The sequence below is a fragment of the Bremerella sp. TYQ1 genome (assembly GCF_020150455.1).
Classification (GTDB): Bacteria; Planctomycetota; Planctomycetia; order Pirellulales; family Pirellulaceae; genus Bremerella; species Bremerella volcania_A.
On the sequence record NZ_CP083740.1, the window covers coordinates 5,616,750 to 5,631,197 of the forward strand.

At 56.2% G+C, this 14,448-nt stretch carries 9 protein-coding genes; 7 read left to right on the forward strand and 2 right to left on the reverse strand.

Annotated elements, in window-relative coordinates; all coding sequences use genetic code 11:
• Positions 1–10 precede the first annotated feature (10 nt).
• From LA756_RS22805 to LA756_RS22815, 3 genes are all read left to right on the forward strand, one after another.
• Positions 11–1,921, forward strand: a complete 1,911-nt coding sequence (locus LA756_RS22805; RefSeq protein ID WP_224437031.1) for a TrkH family potassium uptake protein — start codon at positions 11–13, stop codon at positions 1,919–1,921.
• Between the two features lie 113 nt (positions 1,922–2,034).
• Complete coding sequence (locus LA756_RS22810) at positions 2,035–2,685, forward strand: tetratricopeptide repeat protein (RefSeq protein ID WP_224437032.1); 651 nt, start codon at positions 2,035–2,037, stop codon at positions 2,683–2,685.
• Between the two features lie 20 nt (positions 2,686–2,705).
• Entirely contained in the window at positions 2,706–4,211 is a 1,506-nt protein-coding gene (locus tag LA756_RS22815) for a DASS family sodium-coupled anion symporter (protein ID WP_224437033.1), read from the forward strand.
• Positions 4,212–4,298: 87 nt separating this feature from the next.
• Here LA756_RS22815 and sppA read toward each other — a convergent pair whose 3' ends face one another.
• Entirely contained in the window at positions 4,299–5,369 is a 1,071-nt protein-coding gene (sppA, locus tag LA756_RS22820; protein WP_224437034.1) for a signal peptide peptidase SppA, read from the reverse strand.
• Positions 5,370–5,620: 251 nt separating this feature from the next.
• Between sppA and LA756_RS22825 the strand changes: the two genes are divergently transcribed.
• The gene (locus tag LA756_RS22825) at positions 5,621–6,370 is read left to right on the forward strand and encodes a sugar phosphate isomerase/epimerase (protein ID WP_224437035.1); all 750 of its coding nucleotides are present in this window, start codon (positions 5,621–5,623) and stop codon (positions 6,368–6,370) included.
• A 106-nt stretch (positions 6,371–6,476) separates the two neighbouring features.
• On the opposite strand, the gene LA756_RS22830 is transcribed toward LA756_RS22825, so the two are convergent.
• A complete protein-coding gene (locus tag LA756_RS22830) occupies positions 6,477–7,223 on the reverse strand; it encodes a Sir2 family NAD-dependent protein deacetylase (protein WP_224437036.1) in 747 nt (248 codons plus the stop codon).
• A 169-nt stretch (positions 7,224–7,392) separates the two neighbouring features.
• On the opposite strand from LA756_RS22830, the gene LA756_RS22835 reads away from it, so the two are divergent.
• The 3 genes from LA756_RS22835 to LA756_RS22845 all read left to right on the forward strand — a co-directional run bounded on the left by LA756_RS22835 (position 7,393) and on the right by LA756_RS22845 (position 14,225).
• Positions 7,393–9,228 carry a GntP family permease gene (locus LA756_RS22835; protein ID WP_224437037.1) on the forward strand — a complete coding sequence of 612 codons (1,836 nt, stop codon included), beginning with the start codon at positions 7,393–7,395 and terminating at the stop codon, positions 9,226–9,228.
• 452 nt (positions 9,229–9,680) lie between these two features.
• Positions 9,681–11,360 carry a S41 family peptidase gene (locus LA756_RS22840; RefSeq protein ID WP_224437038.1) on the forward strand — a complete coding sequence of 560 codons (1,680 nt, stop codon included), beginning with the start codon at positions 9,681–9,683 and terminating at the stop codon, positions 11,358–11,360.
• Between the two features lie 252 nt (positions 11,361–11,612).
• Positions 11,613–14,225: an MMPL family transporter gene (locus LA756_RS22845; protein ID WP_224437039.1), complete on the forward strand. Its 2,613-nt coding sequence runs from the start codon at positions 11,613–11,615 to the stop codon at positions 14,223–14,225.
• The last annotated feature ends 223 nt before the right edge of the window (positions 14,226–14,448 follow it).

A 14,448-nucleotide genomic window follows, 5' to 3' on the forward strand; every position in this document is an offset into this window, starting at 1 on the left:
TAGCTGCATCATGAACTATCGCCTGGTGTGCCGACTGCTCTCGATCGTCTGCCTGATTATTGGCGTGACGATGATCTTTAGCCTTCCTTGGGCATGGCCGGTCATTGGTCATCGAACGGACGAAGACTTCCAGAAATTCGAGCTTCACGGTTTTCTGGGGCTCATCTATTCCATCTTGTTCAGCATTATTTGTTGGGCGGTGTTGTGGCGCATTGGACGTACTGCCAAAGGGGAACTGTATCGCCGAGAAGCGATGGCGGTCGTGGGACTTAGCTGGTTGGTCGCGACCGTCCTGGGGGCGATGCCATTTTTGTTGTCCGGCTCTTGCAACAAGTTGGCTGTCCGCTTGTTTGAATCCAGCGAGCACGCACCTCAAGTCTACGGCGACGAGGTATCGCCACTTTCGCTCGATCAATATGCGCTTGTGCATTCGCTGGTCCAAGCTGGCGCGCGGGGACTTCCCGGCATCAAGTTGGCCGAGCAGTATGAAGCCAAAGTCCGCGTACTCAGTAAGGGAGAACCGCCGCAACGACCGTACGATGAAGTCTTGTCGGAACTTCGTGAACTGCCACATTGGCGCGGCGCGTTGTTGGAACCGGGCGAAGAGCCAGACGCCCCGCTCGGACGGCGCGACAACTTTCGTGTGCGGGCTGTTCCGATGAACATCGCCGACGCGTTGTTCGAGTCACAATCAGGATTTAGTACCACCGGCGCGACCGTCATTGCCGACTTGGAAGATCCTGTCAGCCTACCGCACTGCATCTTGTTCTGGCGGAGCAGTACGCACTTCCTGGGCGGTCTCGGGATCATCGTGCTCTTTGTGGTGATTCTTGGCCAAGGCTCCGCTGGCAAGGCTCTCATGCGGAACGAAATGCCAGGTCCCAGCAAGGAAGGTTCTCACTCGCGAATGCAGCACACCGCTTGGATGTTCGCTGGTTTGTACTGCGGATTGAATCTGGTGCTGACTGTGTTGCTGTGGCTGTTGGGGATGAACTTTTTCGACGCCGTTTGCCATGCGTTTGGAACGCTCGCGACCGGCGGATTCAGCACGTACAACTCCAGCCTGGGGCATTTCGTGCAAGCCGATCCCGTCAGTGGTGCTTGGATTGAATACGTCGTGATCGTTTTCATGACGTTGGCTGGCACCAATTTCACGCTGCTCTACTTCATGATGTTCGGCCAGGCGAGTCGGCTGTTCAAAGATATCGAATGGCGTTACTACATCGGCATCATCGTCGTTGTGACGGCTGCCGTGATGACGTTTGGAATGGTCTACGACGATTTCGTGATCGACCCCGAGACCTCTGTCTTCAACGAGTTCCTATATGCACTGCGGTATGGGCTGTTTCAAGTCGTGTCCATCATCACCACTACCGGTTACGGCACCCACGACTTTGATCAGTGGAATAGCTTCGGCCGTGGGGTGCTGTTTTTGTTGATGTTTGTCGGCGGCTGTGCAGGCAGTACCGGCGGCGGTTTGAAGGTGATTCGCCATATCTTGTTTCACAAGATTCTCTTTCTGCAGCTCGAAAAGTCTTACCATCCCACCGTGGTGCGACCGCTCCGTTTAGGAGGCCGCCCGGTCGACGATCCTGATCTGCAAACGAACATTTTGATCTACTTTTCGTTGATTCTCGTGTTGTTTGTCTTTGGCTGGCTGGCGATTGTCACGCTCGAACCTGATTCGACGTGGGGTGCTTCGGAAGAACACATCGAACACAAGCTGATCGATAGCGCAACTGCCGTTGCGGCAACGCTCAACAATGTCGGTCCAGGACTCGGTATCATCGGTGCCACGCAGAACTACGCCTATTTCACCTGGTGGACGAAACTGCTTTTCACGGCGTTAATGATGATCGGTCGACTGGAAATCTTCGCAGTCTTGGTGCTATTCATCCCTCGATTCTGGCGTTCTCGGTAGGAAAACCGCTGAAAACGCCTCTCTGGCGACGGTCTCTTCCAAGTGCTTGCAAGGGATGCGACCTAGAATTTTAATAGTGTCTAACCTCCGCGCGCTTCCCCTGGAGATCCCTCATGCGATTAGTGCCCATCCTGATGCTGCTGGTACTCGGACTGTTTCCGGCCGATACCTTTGCCCAGCGTCGACAAAACCAGCCTCCCAAAGAAGAGCCGTTGAAGCTTCCTCCAGATCCTCGTCTGGTGGAACTGCATCGCGAGTTCGTCACCAAAGCCGAAAAACTGGGAGACGAGTACGCGCGGAAGAAAGATTGGGAGAAAGCACGCATCGTCTTTGGCGAAGTCTTGAAGTTGGTCCCCAACTACAAGCCAGCGGTTGAAAAACTGAAGGTGATCAACGGCGAGCTCTCCAACGCCAACAAGAAGGTGGTTGTCATCGAAGCGAAAGATGGCTGGCAAGACACCGGGATCGATCTTGAAGAGGGAAGCCCTGTCGCGTTTCGCGTCGAAGGGGAATGGATGCTGGTTCACGTCAGCGATGCCAACGGCTTGGAAATCCCCAGAGAGATTCGCGACTTTAAGTTGGGATCGCTGATCGGAGTGATCGCCAAGTCGGCGACGCCTGACAAAGACATGCGACCCTTCACTATCGGAACGCAAAAGCAGATGAGTGCTCCCGAATCAGGGCGGCTACTGCTGAAAATGCACGATGTGGTCAACGACGATAATCGTGGAACGGTTCGCGTTGAAATCTCGGGCAACTTCTAGTCAACGGAAAAGGATCTCCCTTGTCGGATCAAACGGCACCGCCACCAACGTTGGCGGCGAAGATTGGCTTGTGGATTGGGCCAGGCTTCGCGATCATCTTCTGGATACTCGGGCTCAAGGGAATTTATCTCGACGCCGAGCAACCGCAGCTCAACGCAATGGCAGGCGCCTTCGTTTGGATGGGCATCTGGTGGCTGACCGAAGCAGTCCCGCTTGCCGCGACGTCGCTGTTGCCGCTGGTTTTGTTTCCACTGCTGGGAATCCAGCCGGTTAAAGCGGTCGCCGCGAGCTACGGCGACCATAACATCTTTCTGTTCCTCGGCGGGTTCCTGATTGCCCTGGCGATTGAACAGTCGGGGCTGCATCGCCGGATTGCGTTGTCGATTGTTTACGTCATGGGAGATAACCCTGCCAGGCTGCTGCTCGGTTTCATGGTGGCGACGGGGCTGATGTCGATGTGGATCTCGAACACGGCGACCACGCTTCTGATGCTGCCGATTGCCGGAAGTATTCTCGCGGTTGCCGATCTTCGTCTGACCGATGATTCGGCCCGAAGGAACCTCGGTGTCGGATTGATGCTGGGTATCGCCTACTCGGCCAGTATCGGCGGTGTGGCAACGCTCGTGGGAACGCCACCGAACATCGCGTTCTCTTCGTACTACGGCGAAGCTTTTCCTGACTTACCGCAGGTTTCGTTCCTGGCCTGGATGATGATGGCCCTCCCCTTCTCTGTCGTCTTCATGCTGATTACCTGGGGCGTGCTCAGTTATTTACTGTTTCCCGTTCGCAGCGAAGACTCGCTTGGCGGGCGAAGTGTGATCGCGGACGAACTCTCGAAGCTAGGGCCTATTCGTGCCGCCGAGTGGCGAGCCGGATTGATCTTTCTGGCGACGGCGGTGCTATGGATCTCGCGTGAACCAGTCGATGGCTGGGGATGGGGGATCTACTTCGCGGATGAGAACGGCAAGACCCTCGTGAGCGATGCCACGACAGCGATCGCCATGGCCGTGCTTTGCTTTATGGTCCCTCGCGGCGGCAAAGAGAGTGGCCCCCTTTTGACATGGGAATCGAGCGTGAAAGTGCCTTGGGGTGTCCTGCTGCTGTTTGGCGGTGGTACGGCACTCGCCAAAGCGGTGAATGCGTCCCACTTCGATCTTTTCCTCGGTTCGCACATGGCAGCCGTGATGAGTCAGATGTCGGAATCGATGATGGTGTTCGTCACCGCAACAGGTATGGTTTGGTTGACGGAGTTCACGTCGAACCTGGCCAGCGTGCAGACTTTCAATCCGGTGCTGGGAAGTGCTTCGGAAGAACTTGGCGTGCCGCCGTTGTTGCTGTTAGTTCCGGCAACGTTGGCAGCCAGCTGTGCGTTTATGATGCCGGTCGCCACGCCCCCTAACGCGATCGTGTACGGCTCTGGGCGTGTGCCGATCGGAAGCATGATCAAAGCAGGTGTTGTGCTGAACATCTTGTCGATCATTCTGGTTTCCGCCACGGTGCTACTGCTTGGGAAACTGTTGATTTGACCGGCGCATGAAAAAAGGTGACCTGAACTTCAGGTCACCTTCTTCATGTTTTCGTCCCCAAGACCAACATGGGGCGGCGTCGATCGACTAGCGCGATCCCAATGGGAACGAGCTTACAATCGGTGGCAGATAGCTGGAAAGATAGTACGCTTTGGGAGCGGACATCTCCAGCATCTTGTCCCAGCTGAAGGCTTGGTTTTGCGCGAGTCCCAGATCGAACAGGGCGGTGGGCTGTTCGTAGGTCACCACACGCGATTTCTTCGCATCGATATCGGCTAGTTCCGCGGCTCGATCGATCGCTTCTTCGATGAAACCAATCTGATCGACGAGGCCGTTTTTCAGGGCCTGATTGGCGGTGAAGATTTCGCCGGTCGCGAGTGTATCCAGCTTTTCTGGATCGGCTTCAAACTCAGGGCGACCTTCTTTGACGATGTCTTTGAACCGTGTAAACGCTTGGTTCACATATTCCTGCAAGATCTCGCGATGCTCTTCCGGCATCTCACGCGTCATCGTCAGCATCTGCTTGCGAGGATGGCTCATGATCGAGTCATCTTCGATGTGGTACTCTTCCATCAGCCCAGAGATGTTGTAGTGAGGAATGATCACGCCGATCGAACCAGTCGTTGTTGTGGGTTCGGCGAAGATCGAATCTTCCTCGTCTTCCACTGCCATCGCGACATAGTAACCGCCGGAAGTGGCCATGGCACCCATGCTGACAACCAGCGGGATGTCGCGTTCTTCTTTCAGCTTCTTCAGGTGGTGCAAGATGTAGTCCGACCCGGTAACCGTTCCGCCAGGCGAGTCGACGCGGACGACGACCGCTTTGATATCTTCATCCTCGCGGACCAGGTCGATTTGCTTGCGGACGTACCCTTCCCCTTCCATGATCACACCGGTGACGTTGATGACGGCGATCTTGTCGGTGGCGGTCTTACTTCCCGAGAAGTACTTTTCGCTCACGCCTTCGGTCGTGTTGTAATAGCTGGCCGAGCTGATCGCCTGGCCCAGAATGATGGGAATGCAGAAGAAAACCCCCAGCCAGCCGATGCCTGCGATAATTCGCCACAAGATGCTGCCGGAAGAGTTGTTTTGAATAATGATCGGTTGCGGATGGTTCGGCATGGGCTGGACCATGTCCGAGGAATCCTGATTGGCCATAATGTTCGGATCCTGCCAAAAAACGAGGGGAATCGATACAAAGAGAATGCCCCGGATGGTAGGCGAGGCATAGTTATTCTACGTTGCTCTGAGGGCATGGCAATTTGAGGTAGGCAATCCGCTGGTAATTGAGGCAATTTGGCGAGTGTTTCCACTCTGGTGTTGTCAAATCAGGCCTAATCTCGGTAAGCTACGCCCGATTGTCAGAGAACCATTCTTGAATACCCCATGGCAGGTGAAGGAGTCGAGCCGTGTTCGTTTCCGCTTCGACCGAGTGTTTTCCCGAATTACCCTTGCGCGAGTGCATGGAAAAGCTGGTCGACTTGGAGTTTAGCGCCGTCGATATGACATTGGACGAAAACGGAGAGCATCTTCGTCCGTCCGATATTGTCGGCGATTTGCAGCGTGCGATTGATATTTGTCACGACACGCAGCGGCTAGTGATCTCCAATTTCCGTCTCCTGTCCAACGCCCAGGGCAACGATCGCTACATGGAATACGAAGCGATCTGCAAGCTGGCCAAAGCGGTCAAGGTTTCCTCCATCACCATCCCTAGCGGCCAGTTCGGCACCCCCTTCAACGAAGAGGTCGAGCACCTCCGCGAGATGGTCGCCATTTCGGCCACGGAAGGGATTGTCACCAGCATGCACACGCATGTCGGTTGCCTATCGCAAGACTGCGACACCATTCAGGTCTTGTGCGACAACGTCAAAGGCCTCGGCATCACGCTTGATCCAAGCCATTTCATCTGCCGGGAAGATGGCGTCAAGAGCTACGACAAAGTGCTCAAGTACGTCCGTCACGTCTACCTTCGCGATACCAGCAAGGAAGCAATGCACGTTCGAATCGGGCAAGGCGAAGTCGAATATGGCCGTCTGATCCAGCAGCTGGAACAGATCGGCTACAACCGAGCCCTCACCGCCCACATGCCACCTCTGCCGGATACCGATCAAATGGCCGAGATGCGCAAGATTCGCCTGCTTCTGGAAAGCTTGCTGTAAGAGCAAATCGGTGCCTATTGCATGCCGTCCACTTCGTTGGCATGCCAAGACAAACGTCAACATGCCCACGCAGACGTGGGCATGGCACCTGGCGCCGTCGTAACGGCTAAATGGTTGCATCGATGGCAGCCAACGCTTCTCCGCAGCTGCCCGAAATTAACACGTCGGCGATTGCGTCGAGTCCTGTTTCATCGCGGTTGATGATCACCAGCTTGGCTCCGTGCCGCTTGCCTGCTTCCGGAAGACCTGCCGCTGGATAAACGACCAGCGAAGATCCCACGGCAATCACTACGTCCGCTTCGAGGCACCAACGGTGTGCGCGATTCAGCGTTTCTTCCGGCAACATCTGGCCGAAGGAAATGGTCGCATGCTTCAAACGGCCGTCACCACACTCAGGGCACAGCGGAACTTGCTGTGTTGCGCGGAATTGTTCGACGAACGGATCGACCGACGATCGCCATTGGCAATCCAAGCAGGTCACTTCCCGTGCGGTGCCATGCAGTTCCAGCACATCGCGGCTTCCGGCAATTTGATGTAGGCCGTCAATGTTCTGGGTGATCACGCCCCGAATCGTACCCTGCTCTTCCCACTTGGCGATGGTCTTATGGCCGACGTTCGGCTCGGCGGCGGCGAACTCGACATGTGCTTCGGTTTTTTGCTTCCAGTATTCGTGGCGTGCTTCGGCCGACTCGCAGAACTCGTCGAAGTAGACCGTCCGGTACTTCGACCAGACGCCTCCCGGCGAGCGAAAGTCAGGAATGCCGCTTTCGGTGCTGATGCCTGCCCCGGTAAAAACGACTGCCGATTTCGCGCGACGCAGCCAGTTGGCGGTCAATTCAATATCCGAAGACATGGCCGTCTCCCCAAAAAAGTGGATTCAATTCGCTCATCGTACCGTCGATCGGCGGGGGAAGCCTTGTATTTGCCATAGAGTTATGGCATCTTCAACCCTTCTTTCTTGAAGAAAAGAATGCTTTTCACGTGACCCCCCTGCCCTGCCCCAGCTAATTGAGATCCCCGGAATGATTCCGTTCGATATCTCCATTCTCGCTCAGTCGACGATTTCGCCTGACCAATACTCGCTGATTTGCCTTGTCGTTGGCATGGCAACCGTTTTGGGCCTGATCATTTTCCTCAGGGCCAATGCGTTCTTGGCATTGATCACTGCCGCGATGGTCGTCAGCTTAATGGCCGACGGCGCGATCCAAGACAAATTCTCCCGCGTCGCGTCGGCATTCGGCGGAACCGCTGGGGGCGTGGGGATCGTGATCGCGCTCGCTGCGATCATCGGTAAGTGCATGCTCGATAGTGGCGCCGCCGATCGTGTGGTTCGCGCGTTCATGTCGATCTTCGGCGAAAAGCGTTCTCCGATTGCGCTGATGGGAAGCGGTTTTGTGCTTGCCGTTCCGGTCTTTTTCGACACGGTGTTTTACCTGCTCGTGCCGCTGGGCCGATCGATGTTCCGTAAAACGCAGAAGAACTACCTGCTGTATGTCATGGCGATTGCCACCGGCGGCTGCATCACCCATACGTTGGTTCCGCCAACCCCTGGGCCGTTGGTCGTCGCGGATCAATTGAATGTCGACAAAGGGTTGATGATTTTGATCGGGGTGATGATTGCTTTTCCTGCCGCATGTGCCGGGCTGTGGTTCTCGTCCTTCATGAATCGCATCATGCCGTTGCCGATGCGTCCCCTGGGTAACGAACCGGAGCCGGAAGCGATTCCAGACGACAAACTGCCGTCGCTTTGGGTCTCGTTGGCTCCTGTTCTTCTGCCGGTCATCCTCATATCTACCAACACGGTCCTCACCACCATGGCCGATGCCGAGCGTGCCGCGCAGCTTCGACCAGGCGATATTGCCGACTGGGAAGCATTCCGTAGTCGCATTCAAAGCGATTCGACGGCCGATGTCGAAACTAACTTCGGTAAGCACGTTCTCAGCACTATCCGTGGCGATGGAAGCGACGAAGAACGGGCCCGTATTGCGGAGTTGATTCTGCAATCTGGCGATCTCAACGGCGAAGAGCAGAACGAACTGCGGGAAGGACTCAATCGTTTCCTATTGCTCGACAAAAGCTTCCCCAAGAATCGCGATGCGTTTCTCGGTACGAAGCTTTCTAGCACGGCCCTTTCGTTGGCAGGCTCGAACCCGGCTCGCATGGCCCCGGTAACTGCCGAGCGAATGAATCGCGAAGTGCTCGAATCGACGTTCGACGAAGACGTCGTGAAACCGTACGTCTGGGAAACGTCCAAACGAAAAGCCTCGAACGTTACGTCGATGCTGGGCGATCCGAACTTCGCGCTGTTGATTTCGGCTCTGATTGCCATGTGGACGCTGGCCGTGCAGCGGTCGTTGTCGCTGAAAGAATTGGCCTCGTCGGTCGAAGTCTCGCTGATGAGTGGTGGCTTGATCATCCTTATCACCGCCGCTGGTGGTGCGTTCGGGGCAATGCTGACGGTCGCCAACGTTGGTGATGCGATTCAAAACATGTTCCCTGTCGGCACCGATGCCGCGTCGGCGAAGCTGTTGATTCTGTTCCTTGGCTTTGGCATTTCGTCGGTTTTGAAGATCGCCCAAGGCTCCAGCACCGTCGCGATGATCACCTCCAGCGGTATGCTGGTCAGCCTCTCGTCGCCGGAAGTGCTCGGTTTCCACCCCGTTTACTTGGCCGCCAGTATCGGTGCTGGCTCGCTGTTTGGTTCCTGGATGAACGACAGCGGCTTCTGGATCTTCGCCAAGATGAGCGGTTTGACCGAGGTGGAAGCCCTGAAAACCTGGACACCGTTGTTGATGGTGCTCGGAGCCACTAGCTTCGCGACGGCCGTTCTAATGGCGATCGTTCTGCCGTTGGTATAGGTTCCGCTACGCGAACAATCCGACATCAATGCTGGCAAAAAGACCGTTTTTGACGGCTTTTTGGCCCGAAACCGAACCTTTTGAGGCCTACCCGCATACAATAGAGTGCGAAAGGAAGCCCGATGTAGGATCGGTTCAGGAAGCACCGCAGCGCCAGGAAGCGCGATCGACGCAATACTCGAAATCAGGCTCAACCCGATTTACCCGAACACGGAATTCAGGTTGTAGCGTTTCTAGGGAATATATCCCGCCAAAAAGAGTCGTCGATTTTTTGACCAGGGCAAATTCGTGATCTATAGTGGACTGGGTCGAAATGATGGCCCGTCCTTCACGAGATTTACTCCCCCGAGTTGCCGGTACTTCGACCCGTTTCTCAGCCTTTCCATTCTTTAGAGGCTGCATGAATCTGCGTCTTCGCCGGTAGCGCTGGACACTGGACGCTGCGACGGATCATGCACACAGTAAACAAACCATATCGCCTGGCGACTGCTCTGCTGCTCGCTCTGCTCTCTTTGGCTCCGGCAACCGTTTTCGGTCAGATCCGGATTCCCGACGAAGCACGAATCGACGAAACCGCGGTTCGCGAAGTTATCGCCAACGGCGAACAGCTCGAACGCCAAGGCCGCTGGGGTGAAGCCCTCACCTTCTACGAAGATGCTCTTCGCCTGCATGGCTTCGATGCCAGTGTGCAGCGTAAAGCTAACCTCGCTCGACTGCACTATGATGTCGGACGTCGTTACACCGATCAAAGCTTTGTCCGCTCGGTCAATACGATGACTCGCGACGATGCGCTTCGTTTGTATGACGAAGTTCTTCGTAAAGTCCAAGCCAGCTACGTCGATTCGCCCCGCTGGAGTGATATCAGCCGCGAAGGCTTGAAGCAGTTAGACGTCGCGCTGAAGGAAGACGTCTTCAATAAGAAGAATCTGAAGGACGCCGATCGCAACCGTATCGATCAAGTCCGCCGCATGCTCAACGATAACGTCAACTGGCAGAACGTCAGTTCGCCGCAGCAAGCGGTTGAAACGGCCAACTATGCCGCCGAACTGATGTGGCAAAACCTGGGCGTGACGCCAACGGCAACCATTTTGGAATTTGCTTGTGGAACGGCCGCTTCGCTCGATCCTTACACCAGCTTCCTGACGCAGGACCAATTGACCGAAGTTTACTCGCAGATCGAAGGCAACTTCGTCGGTCTCGGCGTTGAACTGAAAGCGGACGCAGGCAACTTGTTGATCGTGCATGCCATCGACGGCAGTCCTGCTCACCAGTCTGGCATTCGTTCCGGCGATCGCATCATTGCCGTCGACGGTCACCTGACCGAAGTGATCACGACCGACAAAGCGGCGGACATGTTGAAAGGCCCAATTGGTTCGAGCGTTCGTGTAACGATCGTTAGCCCGAATCAACCGGCTCGCGACGTGATGGTTCGCCGAGATCGTGTCGAAGTTCCCAGCGTCGACAACATTCATATCATGGATCAGGAATCGAAAATCGGTTACCTGAAGATCACCAGCTTCCAGAAGAACACCCCTGCCGACTTGAGCCAGGCAATGTGGAAACTCCACCGCGATGGCATGCAGGCTTTGGTGATCGACCTGCGTGGAAACCCTGGCGGTTTGCTCACCGCCGCGGTCGATATGGTCGACTTGTTTGTCGAGCAAGGGACCATCGTCTCGACGCGTGGTCGCAACGCTCGCGAAGACTTCGATTACACCGCCCACATGCCTGGCACGTGGCGAGTGCCGCTGGTCGTCCTGATCGACTCGAACTCGGCGAGTGCCAGCGAGATCTTCGCCGGGGCGATTCGCGATCATGGTCGCGGTACGGTGGTCGGTCAACGAAGCTACGGCAAAGGTTCCGTCCAAGGGATCTTCCCGCTGGCAACCGGCGGAGCTGGTCTTCGCTTGACGACGGCCAAGTTCTACTCGCCACACGGCCGAGCGATCAGCCGCAACGGTGTCACCCCAGACATCAATGTTCGTGTCGCTGGCAAGCCAGACCTGACCGAACTGAAAGCTGCCGTCGATGCCGCCTCGAAGAACGATCCCGTCATGGACGCAGGCGTTGTCGCCGCAAAGCAGTTGCTCGGCGTCCCTGGCCTGTCGACACGCACCCAAGACCAACGCTAAGGCTTGGGGCACTCTTGAAGTCACCACTGTTGGGTAACATGCTCACGTCCGCGTGGGCATGTTTCGTTTGGTGAGCACGCGATCAGGCCGATGGAAGTATCGCACATGGCCACCGCTCCTCGGGATGTCTGGGTGGTGGTGGCCACTGGTTGGCGACCTCTGGACCAACCGTTACGATTAATCGGGTTGGGTAAGCCACGTGCCCTGTGGCCTCTCCCCCGCTCGTACGACTCGTGACGAAGGCGTCGCCTCTTGTTTTTCCGGCAGCTTGGGAACTTCGTTGTTCGTTATCCGATCGCGATCATTGCCTTTTGGGGCGTGTTTGCCGTGTCGGCGGCCGTGCTGCCTCCGCACTGGGATAACGTCACGCTCGATGGCGATCTGGCGTTTCTTCCCGCCGACTTGCCCAGCAGCCAGGCCGAACAGCTCTTCAATGATGCGTTCCCTCAGCGACAAGCGAAAAGCCAACTCGTCTTCGCCGTTTCGCGAGCGGACGAGCCCCTGTCCGAAGACGATCTACGCTTTGCCGACGAGTTAGCTTCGCCGCTGCAAAACGTCCAAGGCATTCTACAGTTTCACGCGGAAGCGGAATCGCCGCCGTCCACGGAAACTCCGCCCGCGGAAGATGACGAGCAGCGCAAACCGTACGCCGTGGCAATGGAGGCCTGGGAAGAGTCGGCGCTACTCGATCGGGACAATTGGCATCCGCTGTGGAACATGGCGTTCACCTCTCAGCAGACGGGCGACACCGACGCGATGCAGCAGTATCGCGAGCAAGCAATCGCCATCAATCCCAAGTTGGAAGACGAACCGCTCGAGCTTGTGCCAGCCGATCCCATGAATTGGAATCAGTTCGATGTTCTCACACGCCATACGCTTGTCCGAGGCGACATGCTGGCCAGCAAAGATGGACATGCCGTTCTGGTTGTGGTCGAGACTCGCAACGAGTTCATGGCGACCGACAACATTCGCATCCTGCAAGAGGCAACCCAATTTGTTGACCGCTGGCGCGAACGTGCCACCGAGGAAGGCCTTCAGCATCTTGAAATCGGCGTGACCGGCAACGCGGCTATCGGCGGCGAAATGCTGATGGCCGCAAAGGAAAGCATCGCCAACACCGAGCTTTACACCATCCTGCTGGTCATCGTCATCTTGCTGCTGATTTATCGCGCCCCAATGCTGCTGACGGTCCCGCTGCTTTCCATCGCGGTTTCGTTCATCATCTCTTCCTGGCTGGTTGCTTTGCTTACGCAAGTTCATCTGCTGCCAGGCATGGAATGGTTCGACTTCAAGGTCTTCAAGACGTCGCGAATCTTTATCGTCGTGATCTTGTTCGGCGCTGGTACCGACTTCTGCTTGTTCCTGATCGGGCGTTACCGCGAAGAACTCGCCAAGTGCCATAACTCGCAGGAAGCGATTGCCGCTTCGATTGCAGGCGTCGGCGAGGCACTAACGGCCAGTGCAATGACCACCGTGGTAGGTCTCGGAATGATGTTCTTCGCCGACTTCGAGAAATACCGCAACAGTGGTCCGGCGATTGGGCTTTGTCTGTTGATCACGCTGTTCACGTGCTTGACGTTGGCCCCCGCGATCATGCGGTTCATGGGCCCGAAGCTGTTTTGGCCGTGGGGCGATTCGGCCGAATACGTCCAGAAGAGCAGGCCTGTTTCGGCTCGCTGGTGGGATCAGATTTCGCATTGGGTTTGTTACCGCCCAGGTCTTACGTTGACGGTGGTCGTGCTGCTGCTGGGCATCATCGGCATTCCCACCATGTACGCACGCATCACGACAGGGCGAGCCGTGGAAGTTTCGTACGACTTGTTCGGCGATCTCGACAGCGACCGCATGGCGAAAGCAACCGCGCTGCGAATCCGTGACTATTTCCCTTTGGGCGAAAGTGGCCCGCTGACCATTCTCATTCGCAACGATCAAGGCGATTTCCTGGACGGGGCAGGGCAGACCGTCATCAATCAGTTGGCGACCACCACGTTCGATGCCAGCGACGATGTGCAAAGGGTTTTCACCAGCGAACAACCGCTGGGGGATCGCCCGGCCGGGTTCTCGATGTCTTCGCGCGGTCGCGATATTTGGATGGCCAAGAATCATCGACGTACCAAAGAGTATTTCCTCGCGCAAGATAGCCAGCTGAGCGGAGAAGTCGCGATCTTGCGCGTCCTTACCGATCGCAATCCATTTTCGAACGAAGCGATCGATTTGATGAACACCATCGAAGCCGACTTGCACGCGAAGATCGAAACGCTGGACCCTCCTTGGAACCAATCCGAGATCTTCATTCGCGGTACGACCCCGTCTATTCGCGACTTGATGAAAGTCACGTCGCAGGATCAAAAGCGGATCGAGCTTGGCGTGATCGTGGCCGTGTTCCTGGTGCTGCTGATCATTTTGCGGCGGCCGTTTGTTTGTGCCTACATGATTTTATCGGTGCTGTTCAGCTACTACGTCACGCTCGGCATTACGGAGATGTTCTTCCGCACCGTCTACGCCGACAGTTACCAGGCGTTGGACTGGAAGGTGCCGCTGTTCCTGTTCGTCATCCTCGCGGCAATTGGGCAGGACTATAACGTTTACCTGGCCACGCGCGTCTTTGAAGAGCAGAAGAAGCTGGGGCTGCGCGAAGGGCTGCTACGCGGGATCTCGACCACCGGCGGCATCATCACCAGCTGCGGTTTGGTCATGGCAGGCACCTTCGCGTCGATGTGCATGGGAACGCTACTTGGCGTGATTGAAATCGGTTTCGCACTAACGGTCGGCGTGCTGCTCGATACGTTCGTCGTTCGCACCGTCATGCTCCCCTGCTTCTTGGCACTGATGAACCGAACCGTCAAAGAAGCCCCGCCCGCCTGACGTAGGTGCCGCGGGGCGATGAAGACTGTTAGCCACAGAGCACACAGAGATCACCGAGGGACCAGAATAAGAGTCACCGGATGTGAGATATCTCCGCGTATTGGGTAGCCCTGTTTGCTTGCAAGCAGAGGAGGCGAAGCCGAATCGAGGTTTTTGTGTACGGTTTACCTTTCGATAAGACCTCTATTCGCTGCGCTCCCCAGGTTACAAGCAACCTGGGCTA